Here is a 25,632-nt window from a genome sequence, read left to right as displayed (position 1 = left end):
TTGTGCTGCTGATGATGCGAGTTGGAGGAGACTTTTTTAATAACTTTGAATTTTTTTTTAGATTTAAATGTGATGAAAACAATACGATGATAAAACTCTTGTGGACCAGATTGGTCTGTTTGAAGGTGTGAAGACTGAAGAAAAAAATCGTTGCGTTGGAATGTTGTTCCGTTCTTATTTTTTGGTGTATTTAACTTATGTCCTTATTTTATAATATTTTTAAGTATATTCAATACACATATTCCGGAGCTTTGTGCAAATTCTGGACACAACAGAGTGATTTGTTCATATTTTCAACATTCGGAATGAATTTGTTTCTTTATTGAAGGAGGATTATGGATGCAACATGGATCGGATAGCAGAAGTGCACACAGAACGAGAAATTTATTCAAGAACGCTTTGCTGCGTTTATTGGAGACGGAAAGTTTCGCCTATATATCGGTCAAGGATATCGTTGAAACGGCCGAGTTTAACCGCACGACCTTCTACAATCACTACGTCGACAAGTTTGCGCTGTTGGATGATGTGACTCAGGATCTGCTTGACGAATTTGGTGCTGCCTTCCAAACAAGCTTTCAAAAATACCATCCGAAGAGCAAAATATTGATGGATAAAAAGGACATCATCATTTTTGACTTCGTCTATCGGAACAGATACAGCCTTTCAATCTTTAAGCAAACTGATATTCTGCCGATGATTTCCCAAAAATATTCACAGACTATGCAGGATAAGCTGATGGACATCTGGTCTCCACAAGCCGACACGGCCGAAAACAGATTGCAGACATATACAAAAATATTTACTTATGGATTGATGGGTACAATTTCCGGATGGATATCTGAAGATTTTTCTACTTCTCCTGAAACGGTGACACAAGACTTCGTTGATTTCTACAATTTTAAAATCGAAAACATAAACAAGTAATCATTAGCTTATTGTTGAATTTTTATAGAACCAAAAAGGATGGGACTGCGTTCGTTGTGATCGCGGTCCCATCTTTTTATGTGCCATTGAATCCTGCTTGCCGCAAAGTTAACCCGTTATCTTCAGCTTCCCCTTGCACTTCCCGCACACATACTTCTTCAGATCTATCCTTCTTTTCCTCGGATACATCTGCCCGCAGGCACTGCACCTGTAGAGCCATTTCGGCGGAGCCGTATCCACCGGTCCGCGCAGGTCCTTGACGAATCGGCTCCCGCCGCTCTCCTTCAGCAGGTTCCGGAAGTCGGCATCCCGATGCTGGTATCCCCGGCCTTCCAGATGCAAGTGGTAGTGGCAGAGTTCGTGTTTGACAACCTTCTCCAGTTCTTCCATTCCGTGCAACTCCAGCACCAACGGATTGAAATCCAAATCGTGGCTTCCCAGGTGGTAGCGTCCGCCTGTCGTCTTGAGGCGGCGGTTAAAACTGGCGCGGTGGCGGAACGGTTTCCGGAAAACGGTACTCGAAATGTGCTCCACCAACCGTTGCAGTTCTTGTTCGTTCATCAATTGTTCCTCATTATTTTTGCGGCAGCATCGTCAGGGCAACCCGGCCTTTGTTCGTGTCGACATGATCGACCCAAACGGTCACGATATCGCCGACTGCGACCACATCGGAGGGGTGCTTGACGAAGCGGTTGCTGAGTTTGGAGATGTGGACCATGCCGTCCTGTTTGACCCCGATGTCGACAAAGGCGCCGAAGTCCACAACGTTGCGGACGGTCCCTTGCAGTTCCATACCTGGCTTCAAGTCCTCCATTGAGAGCACATCTTGGCGCAGCAAAGGTTGGGCGATGTCGTCGCGCGGATCGCGGCCCGGTTTCGTTAGACCGGCGATGATATCCTGCAACGTTTCCTTACCGAGACCGGTTGCTTCGCGGGCTTTGGTGCGATCCAACGCTCCCAGCGCTTCACGGGCTTGTTCGGTTCCGATGTCCTTCAGGCTAAGCCCAGCCAGTGCCAGCACTTCTTTGGCGGCCGGATAGGATTCGGGATGGATATCGGTGTTGTCAAGGATGTTCTTGCCCCCAGCAATGCGCATGAAGCCTACCGATTGTTCGAAAGCTTTCGGGCCGAGACGCGGCACTTTCTTCAATTGTTGGCGGCTGTCGAAAGCCCCATTCTCTTCGCGGAAAGTGACAATGTTGTTGGCGATGGTTTTGTTCAGACCGGCAACGTGCTGCAGCAATGGCGCACTGGCCGTGTTCAGGTTGACGCCGACTTGGTTCACGGCGGTTTCGACGACGAAGTCCAAGCGTTCGCCCAACTGTTTTTGGGAAACGTCATGCTGATACTGGCCGACACCAACCGATTTCGGATCGATCTTCACCAATTCGGCAAGCGGATCCTGCAGACGGCGCGCGATGCTGACGGCACTGCGTTCTTCGACTTGGAAATCAGGGAATTCCTCACGGGCGATATCGCTGGCGGAATAAACCGAAGCGCCCGCTTCATTGACGATAGCGTAGTAGACCGTATTCAGCACTTGCTTGATCTGCTCGGATACGAACAGCTCGGACTCGCGGCTAGCGGTTCCGTTCCCGATGGCGACCATTTCGACTTTGTAGTCCTGAAGCATTTTGCGGAAAGCCGGACCGGCAGCAGCGCGTTTTTCCTGGTTGGCTGGTTTGTGCGGATAAATAACGCTCTTCGCCAATACTTTACCGGTCGCATCGACGATCGCCAACTTGCAGCCGGTCCGGTAAGCCGGATCCAAACCAAGCACTACTTTGCCTTTCAAAGGCGGCTGCAGCAACAGGTTGCGCAGGTTGTCGCCGAAGACGTCGATCGCTTGCGCATCGGCGGCTTCGGTCAATTCGTTGCGCAGTTCGCGTTCGATGGCCGGTCCAATGAAACGGCGGTAGCTGTCTTCATAGGCGGCCTTCACGTACGGCGCAGCGATACTGTTCGGATTCTTCAGAATTTTCTTCGACAAATACGCGAAGATTTTCTCCTCATCGACCGCGATCGCAACCTTCAGGATGCCGGTTTTTTCGCCGCGGTTCATAGCCAGGATGCGGTGCGGTACGGCCGTGGCCACACCTTGGGAAAAATCGTAGTACATCTCGAAGACGCCCTTTTCGTCGCTCTCGGCATCCTTCACCGTGCTGACGACCTGGCCGTTTTTGCGCGTGAACTCGCGGATATGTTCGCGGTAAGCCGGTTCATCGCTGACGATTTCGGCGATGATTTCATGGGCCCCAGCCAAAACGTCTTCTATAGTAGAAAGTTCCATTTCCTCATTCAGGAATTCCTTGGCCTTCGCCTCTACTGATAAGGATCCGCTCGTCGGTCCGTTCATCAGCCACTCGGCAAACGGAGCCAAGCCTTTTTCGCGGGCGATTGCGGCTTTCGTGCGGCGTTTTTGTTTGTAGGGACGGTATAGGTCTTCAACGCGTTGCATCTTTTCGGCGCGTTCGATATCCGCTTTGAGCTTTGGCGTCAGTTTGCCTTGCTCTTCGATGATGCGGATGACTTCTTCCTTGCGCTTGTACAGGTTCGTCGCGTATTGGTGGCGCTCTTCTATTTCGCGGATCTCGACCTCATCGAGCGATCCGGTCGCTTCCTTCCGGTAGCGCGCGATGAAAGGGACGGTATTACCCTCTTCCAATAGCTGCAGTACTTTTTCGATTTGTGCGGGTCTGAATTGGCTTAGCTCTGCTTTCACCAAGTCCATAACGATTTGTTGAGCTGTTTCTGTCATAGTGTTATTTATTCCTGCCTTTCAAAACAAAAATGCCGTTTCGGCACCTTCATCATTTCTGTATTATATGGTCCGCTTTCAGACCGGTTTTGTCAAATACGACGCCGTGCAGCGATCCGCCGTAGACGGCTCCGCCATCGATACCGATCTTATCGTCCGAGATCCAAAGGTCCGATCGATCGTTATCGCCGTGGAGATAAAAAGTTGGAGTATGCCCGAACACGATTGTTTTGCCGCTGCGGTTCTTCTTTTTGTGGAACGGTTCGCGGATCCAGAGGAAGTCCTCTTCGGAGCTGTCGTGCCAATCTTTCTTCCCCAAATCTACACCGGCATGGACGAACACGTATTGTTCCCATTCATAGTACAAAGGAAGCTCAGCCAAAAAAGCGAGCAGATCCTTGTAGTAATGTTTCATCATCAGGGCGATTTCAGTAGGCGAATACTCTTCATCGATGCGCTCATGCAGAAAACTTTCCAAGGAACCCAAACCGCCGTTCAGAAAATAATTGCCTGCGTATTCCTCCGGCTTCGCGATGAAATTCATCAGGATAGCCTCATGGTTGCCCTTCAGATAAATAGCACCGTACTTCTCCACCAGTTCCTTCGCCAGCAGAAAACAGGCTTTCGAGTTTTCGCCGCGGTCCCCTAGATCGCCGATAAAAATCAGCTGCTGCTTCTCGCGGTCCCACTTTTCCAATAATTTCTTCAGTAAGGTGATTTCCCCATGGACATCGCCCACCACAAATACTTCTTCTTTCATGCTCTGCACCTTCTTTCGTCCAGACTGCTTCGGTACTTCTCATTTTAGCATATCACCCGCTTTCCTGCTCAGGCATATTTACCGAAAAAGATCCTATTTTCCTGAAATGCTAACGTTAAGAAGTAATAGCAGCGTTTTTGAACCGCTTTCATTACTGGATCAGGTAAATCACGAACATTAAACTAACAAATTGATTAAATCATTCACTTATTTATTGCAAGCCTTAGGGTGATTGGTTATAATAGTCGAGTGGTAAGCAAGGAAAGCATCTGAAATCATTTATTGTACCTGTTTCCTGTCGCTGCCGAAAAAAAACAGATGGGAGATCTTTTCAAAATGGAAAATTTCTTTAAACTCAAAGAACACGGAACAACTGTTTCCAAAGAAGTCGTTGCGGGAATCACAACTTTCTTCGCAATGTCGTATATCATTTTTGTCAATCCGGCAATCCTTTCTTTATCAGGAATGCCTAGCCAAGCAGTCTTCTTGGCGACAATCATTTCCGCTGCTGTCAGCACCTTGGTGATGGGCCTTTTCGCCAATGTACCTTATGCTTTGGCACCGGGTATGGGTCTGAACGCGTTCTTCACTTACACTGTCGTCTTCTCGCTTGGATTTTCTTGGCAACAAGCTTTGGCCATGGTATTCATCTGCGGACTGCTCAACGTTTTCATCACCGTCACTAAAGTCAGAAAAATGATCATCAAATCGATCCCTGAGAGCCTGCAGCACGCAATCAGCGGCGGTATCGGCATCTTCATCGGTTATATCGGAATCAAAAACGCCGGATTTTTGGAATTCACTTCTGACGCAAGCTCGATCACAGCCATCAACGGCGCTCCTTATGACGCGACAGCAGAAACTTTCGCTGGCGGTGTCGGAACAGTCATGACCGGTGGCGGTATCGTCCCTGCTTTGGTTGATTTCACGCAAATGCCTGCCTTGTTGGCTTTAATCGGATTGGTCATCACGGCTGTCCTGATGGTCAAAAACGTGCGTGGCGCGATTTTGATTGGTATCGTTGCGACAACGCTGTTGGGTATCCCGATGGGTGTCGTCGACATTTCAACATCTAGCCTGCAAGCAAACTCGCTTTCAACAGCTGTTTCCGAATTGGGCACAACTTTCGGTGCTGCTTTCGGTTCAGAAGGTCTTTTGTCTCTTTTCTCAGATGCTTCCCAGTTGCCTTTAGTATTGATGACGATCTTCGCATTCAGCCTTTCCGACACGTTCGATACGATCGGTACATTCATCGGAACCGGCCGTCGCACAGGCATCTTCTCTGCTGAAGATGAAAAAGCCCTTGAAGAAGGATCCGGATTCAGCTCAAAAATGGATAAAGCTTTGTTCGCCGATTCAGTCGGTACGGTAATCGGTTCGATTTTTGGAACTTCCAATACGACTACATACGTAGAAAGTGCTGCCGGTATCGGTGCTGGCGGACGTACAGGTTTGACTGCTGTGGTTGTTGCCGGCATGTTCATCATCAGTGCCTTCTTCGCGCCTCTGATCGGTGTTGTGCCTGCCGCTGCTACAGCTCCAGCCTTGATCCTCGTTGGTATTTTGATGATGGGTTCATTCGCGGAAATCAATTGGCATGATTTGGAAGATGCGATCCCTGCATTCTTCGCATCCATCTTCATGGGTCTTTCCTACAGCATTTCCTACGGTATCGCAGCAGGTTTCTTCTTCTACTGCATCGTCAAAGTCGTAAAAGGAAAAGCGTACGAAATCCACCCTATCGTCTGGTTCACTTCGGCTTTATTCCTTGCTAACTTCATCATCTTGGCATTGATTTAATAAGAATAGGCATATTTCCGATTGATTCGGAAATGTGTCTTTTTTTTTAAATGTTTTCGTTTTCGGTAATAAATTGTTGCGATTAAATGGTTTTGTCGATATAATAAGTCCGAGTGTTAAACTGAATATCTCCATAGGGGAGTAACTAGCAGTACAAGGCTGTGGTAACGTCAACAATAAGTAGAGTAATCCTATCTGCTGGTGTTACCTTAAATAGTGAGACTTATGCATACAGTGTTGTCTGATAGACAATTTTATGCATAGGTCTCTTTTCATTTTAACACTACTATATTCAGGTCAAGAGAGGGGAAATACTGTGTCAAAAGAACAACTGAATAAAGCGTTCTTCGCGCAAACGGAAGAGGAAGTCTTAACTGAACTTGATTCAACCAGAAATGGACTTTCCAAAGAAGAAGCTGCGAAGAGATTGGCTGAGTATGGCGAGAACATCCTGGAAGCAGGTGAAAAACGCACCACTTTACAAAAATTCTTGGATCAGTTCAAGGACTTCATGATTCTCGTTCTATTAGCTGCAGCCATCATTTCTGGTACTATCGGTCATGAAATCGCTGATGCCATCATCATCTTGGCTGTTGTTATCATCAACGCATTCCTGGGCGTCTTCCAAGAAAACAAGGCCGAAGAAGCAATCGAAGCTTTGAAGAAAATGGCTTCCCCACTTGCTAACGTAAGACGTGGTGGAGAAGTCATCCAAGTCAAATCAGAATTGCTTGTGCCTGGTGACATCATCGTATTGGAAGCCGGAGATGTTGTTCCTGCAGATATCCGCCTTTATGATGTAAATTCACTTAAAGTCGAAGAAGCTGCTTTGACTGGTGAGTCTGTGCCTGTCGAAAAAGACTTGCGCGACGTAGAAACTGATGCTGCTTTGGGTGACCGCAAGAACATGGCGTTCTCCAGCACTAACGTTACTTATGGCCGTGCTGAAGGGGTCGTCGTCCTTACAGGGATGAACACGGAAGTCGGACATATCGCAAACATGCTGCAAAACGCTGAAGAGAAGAAAACACCATTACAGATCAACCAAGATCAAATGGGTAAATCTTTGACGATCCTGATTTTGGTCATCGCAGTGTTGATGTTCATCATCGGTTTCGGTTTCAATGGCCGTCCTTGGTTGGATATGTTGATGGTTTCCATCTCTGTAGCCGTAGCCGCTATTCCGGAAGGTTTGCCTGCCATCACGACAATCATCCTGGCATTGGGTACACAAAAAATGGCAAGCAGAAATGCGCTTGTCCGTAAATTGCCTGCTGTTGAAACATTGGGTGGTACGGAAGTCATCTGTTCCGACAAAACCGGTACATTGACTCAAAACAAAATGACGATCGAAAAAGTTTACTACGATGGCAAAGTCCACGATGCCGATGAAAACATCGACTTGGAATTGCCTGTCATGAAAATCATGAACTTGGCGAATGACACTAAAATCGCCAACGACAAATCATTGATCGGTGACCCTACCGAAACAGCAATGGTCCAATACGGCTTGGAAAAAGGTTACGACCTTTCCGCTAAATTGGTTGACATGCCGCGTGTCGCTGAAGTTCCTTTCGAATCTGACCGTAAATTGATGTCAACGATCCACCCTGAAGGCAACCAATTCCTGGTCGCTACAAAAGGTGCTCCTGATGAATTGCTGAAACGTTGCACGCACATCATCAAAGCTGGCGTCATTTCACCGATCACAGACGCTGACAGAAACGAAATCCTGGACACAAACCACAGCTTGGCTATCCAAGCCCTGCGCGTTTTGGCGATGGCATTCAAAAACGTCGCTGCTGTCCCTGCAACAATTACAACTGAAGCAGTCGAAACGGATTTGGTCTTTGCCGGTCTGATCGGTATGATCGACCCTGAGCGTCCGGAAGCGAAACAAGCGATCGCTCAAGCACAAAAAGCTGGCATCCGCACAGTCATGATCACAGGTGACCACAGAGACACAGCCTCTGCAATCGCAACACGTTTGGGTATCTTGGATGAAAATTCTTCTGCTCAAGCAGTCATCACTGGTGCTGAACTGAATGATATCTCCGATGATGATTTCTTGCGCACAGTCCAAAACTATTCTGTATACGCACGTGTTTCTCCTGAACATAAAGTACGTATCGTTAAAGCTTGGCAAGATAACGGCAAAGTTGTTGCCATGACTGGTGACGGCGTTAACGACGCACCATCATTGAAACAAGCTGACATCGGTATCGGTATGGGTATCACAGGTACGGAAGTATCCAAAGGCGCTTCCGATATGGTATTGGCAGATGATAATTTCGCCACAATCGTGCACGCGGTTGAAGAAGGACGTAAAGTTTTCGCAAACATCCAAAAAGCGGTTCAATACTTGCTTTCAGCTAACTTGGGTGAAGTATTGACCTTGTTCATCGCTACTGTTTTGGGATGGCAGATCCTTGAACCAATCCACTTGCTGTGGATCAACTTGGTTACTGACGTATTCCCTGCTATCGCATTAGGTTTGGAAGAAGCTGAGAAAGATGTTATGGAACAAGCGCCTCGTGGTCGCTCTTCCAACTTCTTCTCGAACGGCGTATTCACAAGCATGATTTATCAAGGTATCTACGAGGGTGGTATCACCTTGTTCGTATTCTGGTTGGCAACTGGCTACTATGGTTATGAACTGCATATCGGTGAGGCAATGGCCTTCTTGACGCTAGGTTTCATCCAATTGTCGCATGCCTTCAACTGTAAATCAGTCTTCAAATCATTGTTCTCGGTTAATCCGTTCGGCAACAAAATGTTCAACTACGCTGTATTGTTGTCATTGTCATTGATGCTGTTGGTGGCCTTCACACCTGGATTGAACACAATCTTCGGTATCTACGACATGACTGGCCAACAATGGATGATCGTTGTAGCAGCTGCATTGTCAGTTATTCCATTCGTCGAGATTATGAAAGCAATCTTACGCGGTATCGGATACGACGATAAAGTCAATAAAATAATGAAATAAATCTCAAGGATAGCTGAGAAACAACCTTATTTGTGCCCTTCGCTTTAGGAACTAGTTACTCAGGAGCTTCAGCGTTGGTGCGCGGTTTCATAAGTAATTAGTTCCTAAAAATTAAATTAACGCAACACAAGTAGTCGGAATACAACGCGATTTTTTCGCAAGTATTCGGCTATTTCTTTTGATACTGCCACATGGGATAGTACTTTTTCACTTTTTCAGCTCTGGCTTGCATCATTCCGTAAGCCCACATTCAAAAAACGAATATAAATGCTTCGCACATCATGGTATGATAAACGTATCCATTTAAGGAGGTGCGCTATTTTTTTTGGACTTACATCATTACTAACGTAAATATGCAATTTTCAATTTGTATATTAATATCTTATAGGTGTCTGCGCTTTCTAATTCTGCGTGCTGCCTGTATGCATATTAATGGGATTATCGAGAGTCCGAGAACAATAAGATACTGTTCATTTGTAAGGTCGGCAATTTCAAATAGTTTTTTTAGTGGGTTCCAAGTAAGCACAGATAAAAGGAGTGAAACACCTATTATGAAAGCTCCCCAGCTGTATTTATTTGAAAACAAAATATTGAACGTCAATGGCTCCTTAGTTCGGCAATTAAATCCATGAACAAGGCGAGAAAGGCACAAAACGGCAAACGACATCGTTGTAGCCGTAGCTACAGATGTTTGCATTCCAATATAGAATGCTACCATAGTCACAGATGCAATCAATGAACCTTGAGTGAAAATTTCAATTGCAAATGGTTTAGTAAGAAGCGGTTCTTTGATGTCTCTTGGTTTATCATTCATCACTCCAGCATTTGGAGCTTCTATGCCAATGGCAATAGCCGGCAAGCTGTCCGTAACTAGATTTATAAATAATAAATGGACGGGAGCAAACGGGGCCGGGAGATTAACCAGCGAAGCATAGAGGACTGCCAATATTCCTGCAGTGTTCCCTGAAAGAAGAAATTTAACCGCATTCTTTATGTTATCGTATATGCTTCTCCCATTACTTATGGCTTTTGCTATAGTTGCGAAATTGTCATCAGTTAGTACCACAGAAGCAGCATCTTTTGAAACCTCAGTACCGGTTATCCCCATAGCTACGCCGATATCCGCCTGCTTCAGCGCGGGGGCATCATTAACGCCGTCTCCAGTCATTGCGACCGAATAACCCAACTCTTGCCATGCTCGCACGATCCTGATTTTATGCTCTGGAGAAACTCTGGCATAGACAGATACCGTTGGAACAAGCTCCCTAAGTGCTTCATCACTCATTGACTCAAGTCGGTATCCTTCAATAGCTTGAGATGCCTCATCCAAAATACCAATTTCCTTGGCTATAGCTGATGCTGTAATTATGTGGTCTCCTGTAATCATAACTGTTCGTATGCCCGCACTATGACAATCAGAAACAGCTTTTTTTGACTCTGGTCGAGGAGGATCCATCATAGCTATCAGCCCCATGAAAGTCAGTCCATATTCGTCATCGATGTCCAATTTATCTCTATTTAATTCCTTGTATCCAAAAGCAAGGACGCGGAGTCCATCCTTGCTTAAAAGATGATTCATTTGCTCTACCTCTTCTTGAACTTCAGGTGATATTGGTCTGATTTCGTTTGCATCATCTATCATAGTTGACCTACTTAGAATGACATCCATCGCACCTTTTGTAATCATCACGCGTTTATCATCAATATCATGAAGTGTACTCATCAATTTTCTGTTGGAATCAAACGGCAACTCTGATATTCGCTTATTCTGTTGCCTAACCTCCAGTTCATCAATTCCGTATATTTCCCCTAGTTTAACTAGGGCAATCTCTGTTGGATCACCAATTTCATTATACTCATTTGTGATAGAATCATTACATAGCAACGCCATCAACAATAGTCTGAAATCATGTTCTCTGTGAATGTCCAGTTCATTTTCTTTGAATAACTGTCTTCTTGTATATATCCTTTTTACGGACATCTTATTCTGAGTCAGCGTGCCTGTTTTGTCTGAGCAAATCACAGATACGCTTCCTAAGCCTTCGACGGCATGCAACTTTCTTACAATCGCATTCTCCTGGGCCATCCTTCTGGTACCAACAGCCAATACGATTGTGATGATTGAGCTCAATGCTTCAGGTATTGCTGCTACTGCAAGAGATATGGAAAACATCAACGCATCCACAAGGGGATTGTTTCTGTATAAATTCAGGGCAAATATCAATACAGAGATTGCAATGATTATCATAGCCAACTTTTTCCCGAATTCATCAAGACTTTTTTGCAGAGGTGTCGCTTTTTCCTTTGCCTGCTCAATTAAGGTTGCGATTTTACCAATTTCTGTACTCCTACCAACACCTGTAACAATAGCCCGGCCTCGCCCATAAGTGATATGCGTTCCAGAAAAAATCATATTATGCTGATCTCCAGGAGATAAGTTTATTTCATTAATGGGTAAAGTATCTTTTTCAACACTTACTGACTCGCCTGTTAGTGAGCTTTCATCCGCCCTTAGACTGAATGAATCAATAATTCTTCCGTCTGCCGATATGAAGTCACCCGTCTCAACAAGCATCAAATCCCCAACAACAACATCCTTTGAGTCAACTGTCACAATTTCGCCATTTCTTATCACTTTAGACCTAGGTGCCGATAACGCTTTTAACGCAGACAGAGACTCTTCTGCCTTCAAGTGTTGAACCGTTCCCAATATTGCATTGATAAGAACCACAATAGCAATAACAAGCGTACTTTCTAACTTCCCCAAAACCCCTGACAGCACTGCGGCTACTAAAAGAATCCATATCAAGAAGTCGTTAAACTGTAACAAAAAAACGATGAACGGAGATTTTTTTTGTCTTTCCTGTAATTCATTAGAACCAAATTTGATACGCATGTTTTCAACTTGAATACCATTAAGTCCTTCTATACCACTTTGGAATTCATGCATAATTTCATCTTTTGATTTCCTATAAAACTCCATCATATCCATCCTTCTTTCTTAAAAAATCAGTATAAGTTAAGCGCAAAGAATCAGCATCATAAGACACAGGAGGTCAACAATTAGTCGTCCTCGTTGGTTGACCAACGGATGACTCGTTATTAAATCACCAAACATTATTGAACGAGAACTGTTCATCTTTGTGTTACTTTGACCATTTCCGTACCGGCTTCGCGTAACTGGAATATTTTACTTGTTAATTTATGATGTTTATAAGAATGGTGTTGAGTGAAGAACCTCTAAGGATTGCATATGTCACAGTACATCGGTGAAGCAAACTGTCCCTTCGGGTACAAATTTTCCTCCGAATGTCCACATTTATAACAGTCGCTTTTATACTTTAGAGGCATTTTGCTTGGATGGTTACAATCTTCACAAGGCAAACCTCTCACTATATCCTTAACTATAAACCCCGGGGCACCACATTCCGGACATAAGCTCAATAGCTTTGAGACTAAATCTTGGGTTGCGCGCCCGATATTTCTCATTCTCGTTGGATTGGCATACGCGCGCATATCGGTTTCGATGAACACTACACCAGTCTTAGAGAGTTCCGCACATCGTTTAAAGGCATCAAAAAGTTTTTCGTAGTTATGAATTTCCTTAATTATTTCTGAGGAATATTCATTATCAGGACGAAGAATCAAGTAGTGCTCCGGGAATCCAATTTTTTTTGCAAATTCCAACACATCCTCATAAGAACTTGTAAGCATATGGTTATAGTTTGTTTGTGGTCCCTCGTAAATTCCATATATTTCCAGATTTTCTTTTTTGTCAAAAAGTAAGACTATTTCTGTGTTCCAAGGAATAGGAACAAAAGGATGGGATCCAAAACTTCCCTCACTTGCTATTCCAATATCTATACCTTGCAGCTTCATCCCCTCATTAATTTTAATACGTGCAGTATTCAGTTGTGATTCAGTTCGATCACATTCTCTCGAGAATGTGCCCAGTTTGTCAGTGTCAAATCTACTCTCGACAATCACATTACACCCAGTTTCTTTTTCCATTATTGGACTAACGACACTTTCTTTGCTATGCTTTGTTACAAAAACCATGTTGCGGTTTTCAAATATTCTCATCTCCTATACCCCTTTTGAAATGTTGTCCCGCATGAATTTCGTTGTTAAAAAAATGCCTAGGATGCATAATATCAAAACATAATAAAATATCGAATCATAGTTGCCAGTAGCATCTAACAGCCCGCCTGTGGTCGAAACTCCAGTAATCGCACCGAAGCCATATGCCGTAAATATCAGCCCGTAATTCTGAGTGTAATATTTTATCCCAAACAGTTTTAGGGTAGATGCCGGTGCAATTGCAAGCCAACCACCTAAATTGAACCAAAACATCGAAAATGAAATAACGAATATAATTTCATTGCCCTTACCCCACAGCAACATCAAGACGGAAGACGCAAGGATTAATGCATACGATAAGAACATTGCTTTTTGTGGTTTTAATTTGTCTGTCACCCACCCAAATATTGGTCGACCCAAACCGTTAAAAATTGCAAACAATGCCATAAATTGCGTTACTATTTTTGAATCCATACCTACATAGTCAACACCTATATTCACCGTGCTACCTATTAACATCAATCCTATCATTGTTCCAATCACAAAGTTTAAATAAATGCCTTTAAAGGTTCTCATTCTGATCATTTCGTAAACTTGGACATTTAGCGTCTCATCAACTTTTCCTCTATCGTACTCTACCTGCTTTATATCGATTTGTCTCGGATAACTAAGAGGGAAGGCAACTATAGGCAGCAACACGCTTAAGCATACTCCAAGAATAAGGAATGTTTGCATTACGCCAAATGACTCGACCAATACTCTGGCAAGAGGTGCAGTAATTAGTGGCGAAAGTCCAAATCCAATTAATACCATTCCAACTGCAAACCCTTTTTTCTCTGGGAACCACTTTGCAACAACATTCATTGGTGCACCGTATGCAATCCCCACGCCAGCTCCACCTATACAGCCATAGGTTATTGTTAACATTATTATATTTGTCGCAAATGATGACATGATCCAACCTACTGCAACAAGCAATCCTCCAGTTAAAATGATCATTCTTGGATCATACTTTTCAATATATTTGCCTGTCAAAAACATGAAAATCGCGTAAAAGGCTAATGACGTCATATATGGTAGTCCGCTTTCTGTTGAACCAATTTGGAATTCTTCCTCTAGCGGAATCCTGAAGACACTATATGAATAAACGGTTCCAAGAAACATCATAATTATTATTCCTAATAAAACATATAGCCATCTTACTTTTTGTTGCATCTTGTTGTTTATTTTTAAATCCCGTTTCATGTGTATCCCAACTCTCTTCCGATAAGTATAAATAAATCAAATACCAGATTCCCAATTTTATGAGTGCGTCGCAAGAATTATGTTCTTACTGTTTTCTGGTATTCAAAATCAAAACCAAAAATCTTAATTCTACCGTTTTTTATTAGCGAATTTCCCAAGTTATCACACAACTTAAAGTTACGCATCAAACTTAAGTGCAATAATCAATCTATTTGTTTCCTATATAATATTTTTACACATTATAAAGAAATAAGCCAATAACAACACTCTAAAAAGAAGAGATGTTGCTATTGGCTTACTCTTAGACTGATTAAAAACCCTTCTAAAAGTCTTCCACATTTATTATGCTAAAATTTCCTCAATATTCCTATCAACGACAATAACTATGATTTTTTCTCCTGTTTTAGTGCTGACATCAGAGTAAGTGCTGATAACTCCAACATCTATTACTGATTTAAGAGCAGCCTCTAATTCGACTTGAGCGTTTTCAAAGAGAGCTATCCTAACTTTTTTGACTAGCTCAATTCCATGCTTGGTTTTAGCTAGGCTTTTCTCAGAAGGACTCAAAAAACCTTTAAGTCTGATAATAATCAAATCTTGAAAAATTATCGTCCTTATTCTCTCAGGGCCTCTGCCCATTTGTTCAATCTCAAATTTACTTATTGCTTCGCTTATTTTCGATTCAATTTGTCCTCTTGTCATGAACATAATCTCCAAACTCATCAAAATAAATCTATCGTTCAGCATTCTGATAGACCCTAACAAAACTTTACCACAACCACAAGAGCATTACAATATATTTTACAAAAAACAAACATGGTAAATGTTTTGAATATTGAAAAAAATCAGTTCGTTATTAGCAAAATGTCACTTTGTATTGCTTTGAATATACAAAAGCCAAGGTAGAGAAAGCCTGAGTAACCGACCATACATTATTTTACCTTTCATAGATAAGTCCCTCGATATTAAGGGAAAATATATCTCGGCCTAATTTGTTAGTCATTTCATCAGTTCCTGACTCGTTTTATGATTAGCTTCGTCGCTTCCATCAATGCGACCGCAACCAAGGCCAAGCCTGCTGCTATACCAAACTGCACCAAACCGAAATCGGCTGGTATCGAGAAGATACCGCGTACCGCCGGCAGCAAAGTCACTGCGTACAAGGTGCTGCAGAAAGCTACAGCATAGAGCACATACTTATTTGAAAAGAAACCTGCTCCGATTGCCGTCTGGGAATTCGAACGGGCCGGAAATGTCTGCAACGTACGGGCGATGATCAAGGTGGAGAAAGCCATAGCTACGCTCAATTCATCCGAGTATCCGCGCCCGATGAATTGAGAAAGGATAACGGCTCCCCCGATCAGCACCCCACGGTAGATGACTGAAACGAGCGTGTCACCGGAGAAAATGCCCTCGTTTGGATCCCTTGGTTTGCGCGACATCACGTCAGGCTCTCCCTTCTCCATCCCCAAAGCAATCGCGGGAATGGAATCATTGACCAAGTTGATGAACAGCAGTTGCAGAGCTGTGAACGGATTTACCCAATCCATCAGGAGCGCTGCGATAATTGCGATGATCGCCCCCAGATTACCCGAGAAAAGATAGGCGATGGCTTTCTTGATGTTCTCATAGACGTTCCGGCCGACTCCGACCGCGCTGACGATGGAAACAAAATTGTCATCGGTCAGTACCATTGCCGCCGCCTCTTTCGCTACATCCGTTCCGCTGCCCATGGCGATGCCGATATCCGCCTGCTTCAAAGCCGGCGCATCATTCACCCCGTCGCCCGTCATTGCGGTGACATGGCCTTTTTTCTGCCATGCGCGGACAATTCGAATTTTATTCTCGGGGGATACCCTTGCATAGACGGATACTTGCTCTAAGATACCATCCAATTCCCGATCGCTGAGATTGTCCAGTTCTTGGCCTGTCAAAGCGAGGTCCTCCTCATCCGCAATGCCGATGTCCCGGGCGATTGCGCGCGCCGTCGTTTTGTGATCGCCGGTGATCATCACGGTCTTTATGCCGGCCTTCTTTGCTTCCTCAACCGCAGCGTATACCGCTTCGCGAGGCGGATCGATCATCGCCATAAGGCCGACCAGGATCAGATCGTGCTCCGCATCAAAATCGACTGTGTCGTTTGCTTCCATCGGCCTATAGGCGAAAGCCAAGACACGAAGGGCACGCTCCGAGAAATGCTCATTCTGTTGCTTGATTCTGTCCAAAATTTCTTTCGTCAACGGCAATACCTCACCATCAATCAATATTTTTGTGCTGCGCCCGAACACGACATCAGGACCGCCCTTCGTCAGCAGCAAGCGTTCGCTTTCGATCGTATGGACCGTGGACATCAGTTTCCGTTCCGAATCGAAGGGCAACTCCGCTTCGCGGGGATAGGCTTCCCGCAATGAGCCAAAGGGCTGGTTCATTTTGTTGCTGAAGGCGACCATGGCAACTTCCGTTGGATCCCCCAATTCCTGTCCTTCCGTGTTGATACTGGCATCATTGGACAAGACCGCAATCTGCATCAGTCGCTGCTCATCGAATGACCACGTCTCCGGCTGATTGTTGAATGTACCGGGTTGACCGTTCGCCAAATAGTGGTCGACGATCGTCATCTTGTTCTGGGTCAAAGTTCCGGTTTTGTCGGTGGCGATGATGCTAGTCGATCCCAATGTTTCTACTGCAGACAGTTTGCGAATGATTGCGTTTTGCTTGGCCATTTTCTTCGTCCCGATCGAAAGGACAATCGTTACGATCGACTGCAAGGCTTCCGGAATCGCAGCAACAGCTACTGCGACAGCAAACATGAAGGCGCTCAGCATGCCTGCGCCCATATCCGTTGTGCCTTCTCCCATCATACGGACGAACTGGATACCAAAAATGAAGCCGGAAAGCGCCAGGATACCCACGCCCAATCTTTTGCTGAAATGCTCCAGATTCTTTTGCAGCGGCGTTTGCTTTGCCAGCGCATTTTCCAATAGGTTCGCCACTTTTCCGATTTCGGTGTCTTTGGCGATACCCGTTACCACGAACTCGCCCCGGCCATATACCGTCAGCGTCCCACTATGCACCATGTTGAAGCGATCCCCTATCGGCACGGAACCGTTGATATTCTTCACTTCCTTATCCGCAGGGAGGGACTCCCCGGTCAGCATCGCTTCATCCACCTTCAGCGAACCAGCTTCAACCAAGCGGCCATCCGCAGGGACATAATCGCCGGCGTCCAAGCTGACGATATCACCGACAACCAATTCTCTTGCCGGAATAGTGAGCCGAGCGCCAGCCCTTTTTACCTTTGCCATCGGAGCGGACAGACTCTTCAAAGCATCCAGCGAGCCTTCCGCTTTCCTTGTCTGGATGATGCTGACAATCGAATTGATCATCAAAACTGCGAAAATTATCAAGGATTCTGCTGCATGCCCCATGGCCATCTGAATTGCGGCGACAGCCAGCAACACTAAAACCATTGCATCCTTGAACGTCTCAACAAACAACTTCAGGGCCGAATCACGTTCCTTCGTCGCCAGTTCGTTGAACCCGTGCTCCGCCTGTCTGTTTTCTACAGCCTGTTCATCGAGACCTTCCTTGGTGCTTCCTGTTTCCACAAAAATTGTATCCAGGCTTTTCTGGTAGGCCGCCAGGGAAGTCCCTTCCGGCTTGATCTTGTGCGGATGGACCGCCTTCTGTTTTGCCTCTACTATTGTTTTGCTCATTCTTTCGTTTTCCATTTGAAAACCTCCAGTTGGATTATCTATTTTCATCATTCCCCGTTGCATTGATTTCAACTATTGCTGCGTTAAGCTTTTTCCGATTTCATCCCCACTTTCTTCCGCAACTGAGTAACAAAAAAGAGACTTACGCGCTACCGTCTTTCTCAAGAATCGGTAGGCGTAAGTCTCACTATTTAAGGTAAAACCAGCAGACCCTGTCGGATCTACTTACTGTTGGCATTACCGCAGCATGGCTGCTAGTTACTCCCTTACGGAAAACTTCTATTCAGTTCTTATTCAATATAAACGACGGGGAAGAAAAAAGCAAATCAAAAGTTGTTATTTGAAAATTTGTTATTTGAAAATTTGAAAATTGTTAATTATACAGGTACCCAGGTAAAGAGTTGTGTTATCTTTTTTATTGCCATCCGTTTTCTCCAACGAACGATGAATGAATCGGAATTTCTCAATTTTTTATCTCATAGTCACGAATTCTTCCGCTCCAGTGGGATGGATGGCTACGGTGTTGTCGAAGTCGGCTTTTGTGGCGCCCATTTTGATGGCTACCGCGAAGCCTTGGATCATTTCATCGACGCCATAACCGATGCCATGGAGGCCGACGACTTTTTCATTTTCACCCACGCAGACCAGTTTCATCTTCACAAGCTGGCGATGGGCTGTAACAGCCGTGTACATGGATGCGAAGGTGGATTTGTATACTTTCACCTGATCAGCACCAAACTTCGCTATGGCGTCTTTTTCGCTCAATCCGATGCTGCCGATTGGCGGGTGGCTGAAGATAACGGTCGGGATGTTGTCGTAGTCCAGCTTTTCGTTTGGCTTGTTGTTGAACAGGCGTTCCGAAAGTCTGCGTCCGGCTGCGATCGCTACCGGCGTCAGCATGTTCTTGCCGGTTACGTCCCCGACTGCATAGATGCCATCGACAGAGCTGTTCTCGTATTCGTCGACGATGATGAACTTTTTGTCGCTGACTTTCACATCCGTCGCTTCGATATTGAGACCGTCGATGTTGGCGGTCCGTCCGATGGCCCAGATGATTTTGTCGAAAACTTCCGATCTGCCGTCCTCGAGATGCAGCGTCAAAGTGCCGTCCGCATTCTTTTCGACAGCTTTCGATACGGCATGCGTGTGAAGCGTCGGACCGTCATTTTCGATTTCCTGCATCAGGCCTTCGATGATGATGTCATCGTATTTGCGCAACGGCGAATCGTAGCGGACATAAAGATGCGTATCCACGCCCAGATTGTGCAGCACGCCGGCCAATTCGATGGCAATGTAACCCGCACCGACAACAGCGACTTTTTCCGGCAATTCGGTCCATTCGAAGAACGTATCGGAAACGTCGCCGAGTTTCGCTCCAGGAATCCGTGGGCGGATCGGTTTTGCGCCGGTCGCAATCAGGATATGCTTGGAGCGGATCAGCTCCCCGTTCACTTCAACGGTATGGTTGTCGACGAATTTGGCGAAGCCTTCGATCACATCGACATTACGGCGTTCGAAGCCCGCTTGATAGGAATTGCGGGAGCGCTCGACGTAGGCATCCCGGTTCTTCAATAAGGTCGGGAAGTCGATTTTATGCGCGCCAGTAGCGAACCCGTAATCGGGTCCGTATTTGTGGATCGCCTCGGATATTTGGGATGCATACCACATGATTTTTTTCGGTACGCAACCGATGTTCACACAGGTTCCCCCCAATAAATTCCCTTCAATAACAGCTGTTTTGGCACCATATTCTGATGCTCGGTTCATCGTCGCAATGCCGCCGCTGCCTCCTCCGATGGCGATAAAATCATATTCCCTCATCTTTTTCCTCCCAATAATAGCTATGTATTCTAATTATTTTTTTCTCTCTTCCAACCAGACACAACCGATCGTCTGCGATGCCGGCAAAATGGCCTGGTAGCGGCCGTGGTTATCGTAAGCCTTATAGTAAAGCTTTCCGTCTTCGTTGTAGCCGTAAGCATAGACGACCACCCAATGGTTCTTGTACTTGCTGTTGAACAGACGCGTCGTTCCGACTATGACAGGTACCGGATCCGGGCGATCCAACAGGGCTGGTACGATTTTTTCCGTGATGAGGCCCGATTTTACAATCCAGTCAGGAATATCTGCCAGCAAGACTTTCAGGCCGTGTTGCACATCCCAGAAGAAGGTGCCTTTGTAGGGCATAAATTCGTCAACGACCGTCAATAAACCTGCCAGCAAGGTATCTTTATCAAGGGAATGCTTGTATTTATGCAGAACCGCATCATGGACCAGCACGGCGCTGCAATAAGTTCCGCAGATTCCCGGGCTGCCGCTGTTGATCCAACTGCGGTACTTCGCGAAGCGTGACGGTTTCAGACCGTTCCATTTCTTTGGCAAACTCTTTTTGGACTGAAGCTTTTTATCTGAATGATTTGACGTCATGACTAGTTCCTTTCTTGACAAAGCGAATGAGCTATCTTTTTATTATACACCCTGTCAACTGAAAAAATGGAAGAGGATGCTCACGGCTCCCGATACGAGTATCAGCCAAATCGAATCGATTTTTGTGGTCCGGAGCGCATACAGTGCCGCAAGGAAGATCGCCACCGCGAGGAAGTTGATTGTGATTCCGCCGATTGCTGTCCCGCCGGATTGGAATAAGGCAGCCACAAAGAGCGCCAGTCCTGCCGTAGCAATCAAAGCCACAACTGCCGGACGAAGCCCGCCGAGGATCCCCTGCATGATTTTGATGTCGCGGTACTTATAGTAGGCCCATGCCAAAATCAGCGATAGGATGATCGAAGGCGTGACCGTACCCAGCGTCGCGATGATCGCTCCCGCAAAACCGCCCACCTTTGTGCCCACGAAAGTCGCTGAATTGATGGCGATCGGGCCTGGCGTGATCTGCGAAATCGTGATGATGTCCGTGTATTCCTGCATCGTCAGCCAGCCCTGGTTCACGACGATTTCATCCCGGATCAGCGGCAAGGAAGCATAGCCCCCTCCGATTGTGAATAAGCCGATCTGGAAAAAAGACCAGAATAATTGCAGATAAATCATTTGCCCACCCCCATCTTCGCGCGGTAGCTCAGATTGATGAAACCGACCAGCCCTGCCAGGAAAATGATCAGGACAACGTGGACATCAAAAAAGTAAGAAGCGATGAATGCTGAAATCAACAGTAGTGTGTTGATGATGTCCCGTTGTTTGACGACGCCGCTGACCATGCCGATGACGACATTGACGATGACTGCCGCCACACCGGCCTGCATCCCGATCATCAAAGCATCCACGATCGGATTTTCACGGAAATTCATGTAGAAATAGGATATGAGCGTGATGATGATCAGCGGCGGTGTAACCGTCCCGAAGACAGTCACCAAAGCCCCCAGCAATCCCGCCATCCGGTAGCCTACCAGAATGGACGTGTTGACGGCGATCGCACCGGGCGCGGACTGCCCTAAAGCGACCAGATCCAGCATTTCATCCGCCTCGATCCATTTGAGTTCCTCCACGAATTTCTTTTGCATCAACGGCACGATGACGTACCCGCCGCCGAAAGTGAATGCGCTCAGCACAAACGTTGATTTGAACAGCATCCAAAACAATCGGCCTGACTTTTCTTTATTTGCCAAAGAATCTCCCCCACCTCTTCATTATTTTCAACCCATATACCTTTGATTCTACCAAAATTGGCTTTCGATGTAAAAAGAACGATTCGGCAAATGCGCGTCCAAACTGGTCGTGGACATGATTGAGCAGCGATCATTCCAATAGGATTTTCTTAAGATTATTCAAAATAAATTGAAAATGCCGGTGCTTCGTGTATAGTTAGATTAGAACATTGGAATAATATAGAACTAATTTTTGAGGAGTGAATCACTATCGAAGCTTGGATTCAAAGCATTATGGAGCAATTTGGCTACTTAGGTGTAGCATTTTTGATTATGATCGAAAACCTTTTTCCGCCGATCCCTTCTGAGGTCATCTTGACTTTTGGCGGGTTTATGACAACCACTACGGAGCTCAACATTCCCTTGATGATTGTCGCTGCAACAATCGGTGCAGTAGTCGGGGCTGCGATTCTTTATGGTATCGGTACCCTTTTGGATGTCGAAAGATTGGACAAAATCGTCGATAAGTACGGCAACATCCTGCGCATCACACATGCTGATATCCACAAAGCGGATTCGTGGTTCGACCGCTATGGCTTCTGGACGGTTTTCTTCTGCCGCTTCGTGCCGTTGATCCGGAGCTTGATTTCATTGCCTGCCGGAATGGCCAACATGAACTTCGGCCTTTTCCTTCTGTTCACGACTGTCGGTACCGTCATCTGGAACACCGTCCTGATCTACCTGGGCGCGGCTGTCGGCTCGCAATGGGAAACGATCGTCCATTACATGGACATCTATTCCAATGTCGCCTACGTCATCCTTGGCATTATCGGGATCGCCGTCATCATTTGGTATATCCGCAAACGAAAACAGACCGTAAAAGCAGACTGATAAGCCTGGCCATCCTCCATTTGGAAGATGGCTTTTTTTGATTTTTGAATGATATATCATATAGTTCTTGTAAGAAAACAGAACCGGATAGGCAGTTTGCCCGAACCGTTACAAGTATTAGGCAAGGAAGCCATCGACTTCAATCGAGGGGAGGAATTGCGGTTCTGGATTCAGGCTACATTTAGTTGGCTCGAAAACAGGGGATTTCTCAAAAATTCTTGTTGACACACCTATAGTACCCCAAAATCAAGGTAGTTAATTATTTAACAAATTACTCATATACGGTACAATAAACTTAACAGAACGGTTGTGGCACCAGTGGTTAAAGAGACATACACCCATAAAAAAGGGATCGTCTATAAGAATCAGTTCCATATTGTCTTCTGTCCGAAATATCGCCGCCCGGTTTTGGTGGATGACATAGCGGAACGCTTGAAAGAAGTCCTTTATGAGATTGCAACAGAAAAGGGTTTGGAATAAAAGCCCTTGAGATTATGCCGGACCATGTGCATCTCTTCATCGATTTCGATCCACGTTTGTTACTACATAAAATCATTAAGGATTTCAAGGGACAGTCTGCCAGTATCCTGCGCAAAGAATTACCATCTCTGAAATCGCGCTTGCCGAGCCTCTGGATCCGCAGTTATTTCTCAAGTTCCATTGGACATATCGACGAGGAAACAATCCAAAAATATATCGAAAACCAAAAGAATGTCTGAACAAAATGCGTATCCTATCTTTAGAAGGCAATCGAAGCTTTTTCCCAGCCAAAGAAAGCCTATTCAAATTTAGCAACATACTACGACCTTAGGTCTCTTTCTTTCAAATGATGCACCTGTATGCTAGTCCAAACCAATCCTTCCGCTGTCCGATCCAACCGCTGAAACTGCACGAGAGACCGTCGGTGGAACGACGACTAAAGGAGCTGAACCCGGATGGCAAAAGCGAAAACACCGAGTTATGTGTTGGAACTCGAACTGCAGGTAAACAAACGACAACGTGATTTCCTGGAAAAGAAAATGCGAATCGCAAAAGCAATCTACAATACCTGTTTGGGCGAAGCACTCAAACGTTTGAAAGCCGTGCGTGCCGACAAAACCTATCGCGAATTGGTCGCAGAAAAAGGCGGTGTGGATCGCGTGAAGGCACTTCGTGGCATCGAACTTGCCTATGGGTATTCCGAATACCAACTGCATGCATTTGTCGTTGCGTCCAAACATCACTTTGGTTCTCTCGGTATTGATGAGTGCCAAAAACTGGCTACGCGTGCTTTCCAGGCAGTAGAAAAAATTAACTATGGTCAAGCCGATCGCGTACATTTCAAGTCTCAATTGGATAACATAAGCATCGAAGGAAAGTCCAATAATTCCACGATCAAACGCAAAGAAGGATACATTACATTTGGCCGTGGCAACGTGTTTGACTACCTACTCAAACCAAATGACGTATACGCACACCTTGCTCTGATGGATCGAACCAAGTATTGCCGGATAATCAGACGGGAAATCCGCGGCAAACAACGCTACTTTGTCCAATTCGTGCAGGAAGGCTATCCCCCACAGAAACGGAATCGAAAGCTTATTGCTGAAGACAACCTACGAGTTGGGTTGGATATCGGTACGTCCACAATCGCAATCGTTTCGGATGAACGCGTGACCCTACGTGAACTGGCACCTGAAATCAACGAAGATGCGAAAGAACTTCGCCGCATCGAGCGCGCCATGGATCGGTCAAAACGAGCAACCAATCCCGATAATTTCAAAGAAAATGGAGTTGCGAAAATCGGGGCCCGGTGGATCTTTTCAAAGCGTTACCTGAAGCTCAAAGCAAAACGGAAAGACAGACATCGTAAGATTGCCCGCAAAAGGAAACAAGCGCACGAACAACTGGCGAATGACATTTTGGCACTGGGTTCGGATATCCGGGTTGAAACCATGAGGTTTCAATCGCTGCAGAAACGTGCCAAAAAAACAACACGAAACAAACAAAACGGCAAAATCAACAAAAAGAAACGCTTTGGCAAGTCCATTCAGGTCCATGGCCCTGCCTTGCTTCTGGAGATTGTCGCCCGAAAACTAGGCTATCAAAACCGGCCCTTACAGAAAATCGATACTTGCGCAACGAAAGCAAGTCAATTCAATCATGCAACCGGCGAGTATACAAAGAAACAACTCAATGAGCGCTGGAATGCGGACATCCTGGGTGTACCAATCCAACGCGATCTCTACAGCGGATTTTTAATTGGAAATACAACGGACAGTCTGGACAGTGTTGACGTAGACTTGTGCAATCGTAAATGGGAGAACTTTGTCAAACTGCATAACCAAGAAGTGGAACGATTATGTTGTTCCCAAAGTAAAACATTGCGTTGGTTTGTCGCATAAATGCAAACCCGTCCGATTGACTGCACGGACGTAAACAGCGGGTGCCGAAAGTACACGACAGGTCATTCTTGGCTGAGTCAGAGTAGTACCGAGCTATACGCACTAGCCCCGCGAAGTTCCGAGAATAAATACGCTAGTGGCCCTATGGCCTTTCGACCACAAGTTTGAAAGTCTTATGAGCAGAAACGTAGATAGCTACAACTGTGCGCTATCTCTCAGAACCCCCTGACTTCAGTCATGGGGAGTGGTCAGTTTTACCGATTCCGCCATCACGGAAATCCAAAAATATTACAACTTCAAAAACATCGGACCTGTCCCTGCTCAAAAATGGGCGCTGGTTTTCCTCGACAGTGACAATGTCGTCGATTTTAATGAGCGTCTGCGAGCCCTCCAACTGAAGAGCGAGCGCGGCTTCCTGAACATGAACCTGTTGCTGGAACAGACTGTCGCACAATAATCACGTCGCAGACAACGAACAGCCCCCGC

The 25,632-nt window shown here is 45.6% G+C and carries 18 protein-coding genes and 1 pseudogene; 7 read left to right on the top strand and 12 right to left on the bottom strand.

From position 1 onward, the window contains the following. Positions 1-339 precede the first annotated feature (339 nt). Entirely contained in the window at positions 340-924 is a 585-nt protein-coding gene (locus tag ACTCCX_RS00315) for a TetR/AcrR family transcriptional regulator (protein WP_463274196.1), read from the top strand. A gap of 108 nt (positions 925-1,032) precedes the next feature. On the opposite strand, the gene ACTCCX_RS00310 is transcribed toward ACTCCX_RS00315, so the two are convergent. From ACTCCX_RS00310 to ACTCCX_RS00300, 3 genes are read right to left on the bottom strand one after another with little or no spacing between them, the layout of a single operon-like run. Beyond that, positions 1,033-1,485, bottom strand: coding sequence for a SprT family protein (locus ACTCCX_RS00310; protein ID WP_463274195.1), 453 nt, complete (start codon positions 1,483-1,485; stop codon positions 1,033-1,035). Positions 1,486-1,498: 13 nt separating this feature from the next. Next, on the bottom strand, positions 1,499-3,682 hold the full coding sequence (locus tag ACTCCX_RS00305; RefSeq protein WP_463274194.1) for a Tex family protein: 2,184 nt from the start codon (positions 3,680-3,682) through the stop codon (positions 1,499-1,501). A 52-nt stretch (positions 3,683-3,734) separates the two neighbouring features. Continuing rightward, positions 3,735-4,442 (bottom strand): metallophosphoesterase family protein, encoded by a 708-nt coding sequence (locus tag ACTCCX_RS00300; protein ID WP_068558428.1) that lies wholly within the window; start codon positions 4,440-4,442, stop codon positions 3,735-3,737. Between the two features lie 336 nt (positions 4,443-4,778). On the opposite strand from ACTCCX_RS00300, the gene ACTCCX_RS00295 reads away from it, so the two are divergent. Both ACTCCX_RS00295 and ACTCCX_RS00290 read left to right on the top strand, forming a co-directional pair. Then, positions 4,779-6,242 carry an NCS2 family permease gene (locus ACTCCX_RS00295; protein ID WP_463274193.1) on the top strand — a complete coding sequence of 488 codons (1,464 nt, stop codon included), beginning with the start codon at positions 4,779-4,781 and terminating at the stop codon, positions 6,240-6,242. A gap of 316 nt (positions 6,243-6,558) precedes the next feature. Further along, positions 6,559-9,231, top strand: coding sequence for a cation-translocating P-type ATPase (locus ACTCCX_RS00290; protein ID WP_463274192.1), 2,673 nt, complete (start codon positions 6,559-6,561; stop codon positions 9,229-9,231). Positions 9,232-9,613: 382 nt separating this feature from the next. Here the strand turns inward: ACTCCX_RS00290 and ACTCCX_RS00285 are convergent, their stop codons facing one another. The 9 genes from ACTCCX_RS00285 to ACTCCX_RS00245 all read right to left on the bottom strand — a co-directional run bounded on the left by ACTCCX_RS00285 (position 9,614) and on the right by ACTCCX_RS00245 (position 21,892). Then, positions 9,614-12,217, bottom strand: coding sequence for a cation-translocating P-type ATPase (locus ACTCCX_RS00285; protein ID WP_272162267.1), 2,604 nt, complete (start codon positions 12,215-12,217; stop codon positions 9,614-9,616). 254 nt (positions 12,218-12,471) lie between these two features. Beyond that, positions 12,472-13,314: a DUF6671 family protein gene (locus ACTCCX_RS00280; RefSeq protein WP_272162268.1), complete on the bottom strand. Its 843-nt coding sequence runs from the start codon at positions 13,312-13,314 to the stop codon at positions 12,472-12,474. A gap of 3 nt (positions 13,315-13,317) precedes the next feature. Next, a complete protein-coding gene (locus tag ACTCCX_RS00275) occupies positions 13,318-14,556 on the bottom strand; it encodes an L-lactate MFS transporter (protein WP_272162269.1) in 1,239 nt (412 codons plus the stop codon). A gap of 342 nt (positions 14,557-14,898) precedes the next feature. Further along, positions 14,899-15,258 (bottom strand): Na-translocating system protein MpsC family protein, encoded by a 360-nt coding sequence (locus ACTCCX_RS00270; protein WP_272162270.1) that lies wholly within the window; start codon positions 15,256-15,258, stop codon positions 14,899-14,901. A 305-nt stretch (positions 15,259-15,563) separates the two neighbouring features. After that, complete coding sequence (locus ACTCCX_RS00265) at positions 15,564-18,272, bottom strand: cation-translocating P-type ATPase (protein ID WP_411354485.1); 2,709 nt, start codon at positions 18,270-18,272, stop codon at positions 15,564-15,566. 471 nt (positions 18,273-18,743) lie between these two features. Next, a complete protein-coding gene (gene gorA / locus ACTCCX_RS00260) occupies positions 18,744-20,093 on the bottom strand; it encodes a glutathione-disulfide reductase (protein WP_463274191.1) in 1,350 nt (449 codons plus the stop codon). Between the two features lie 33 nt (positions 20,094-20,126). After that, positions 20,127-20,699, bottom strand: a complete 573-nt coding sequence (locus ACTCCX_RS00255; protein ID WP_272162273.1) for a dihydrolipoamide dehydrogenase — start codon at positions 20,697-20,699, stop codon at positions 20,127-20,129. Positions 20,700-20,753: 54 nt separating this feature from the next. Continuing rightward, positions 20,754-21,317, bottom strand: coding sequence for a chromate transporter (locus ACTCCX_RS00250; protein ID WP_272162274.1), 564 nt, complete (start codon positions 21,315-21,317; stop codon positions 20,754-20,756). Then, complete coding sequence (locus ACTCCX_RS00245; RefSeq protein ID WP_272162275.1) at positions 21,314-21,892, bottom strand: chromate transporter; 579 nt, start codon at positions 21,890-21,892, stop codon at positions 21,314-21,316. The genes ACTCCX_RS00250 and ACTCCX_RS00245 overlap by 4 nt, the downstream gene beginning before the upstream one ends. A 249-nt stretch (positions 21,893-22,141) precedes the next feature. Between ACTCCX_RS00245 and ACTCCX_RS00240 the strand changes: the two genes are divergently transcribed. The 4 genes and pseudogenes from ACTCCX_RS00240 (at position 22,142) to ACTCCX_RS00225 (ending at position 25,603) form a co-directional block, all read left to right on the top strand. Next, positions 22,142-22,762 carry a DedA family protein gene (locus tag ACTCCX_RS00240; protein ID WP_411354484.1) on the top strand — a complete coding sequence of 207 codons (621 nt, stop codon included), beginning with the start codon at positions 22,142-22,144 and terminating at the stop codon, positions 22,760-22,762. Between the two features lie 309 nt (positions 22,763-23,071). Next, positions 23,072-23,481 (top strand): annotated as a pseudogene (gene tnpA / locus ACTCCX_RS00235) (IS200/IS605 family transposase). Between the two features lie 216 nt (positions 23,482-23,697). Beyond that, entirely contained in the window at positions 23,698-25,146 is a 1,449-nt protein-coding gene (locus tag ACTCCX_RS00230) for a transposase (protein WP_272162276.1), read from the top strand. A 244-nt stretch (positions 25,147-25,390) separates the two neighbouring features. Beyond that, positions 25,391-25,603, top strand: a complete 213-nt coding sequence (locus ACTCCX_RS00225; RefSeq protein ID WP_272162277.1) for an iron-sulfur cluster biosynthesis family protein — start codon at positions 25,391-25,393, stop codon at positions 25,601-25,603. Positions 25,604-25,632 lie beyond the last annotated feature (29 nt).

This window comes from Trichococcus sp. (assembly GCF_055118575.1).
The sequence above is the reverse complement of the archived record's forward strand: the minus strand, read 5'-3'. Positions and strand labels throughout refer to the sequence as shown.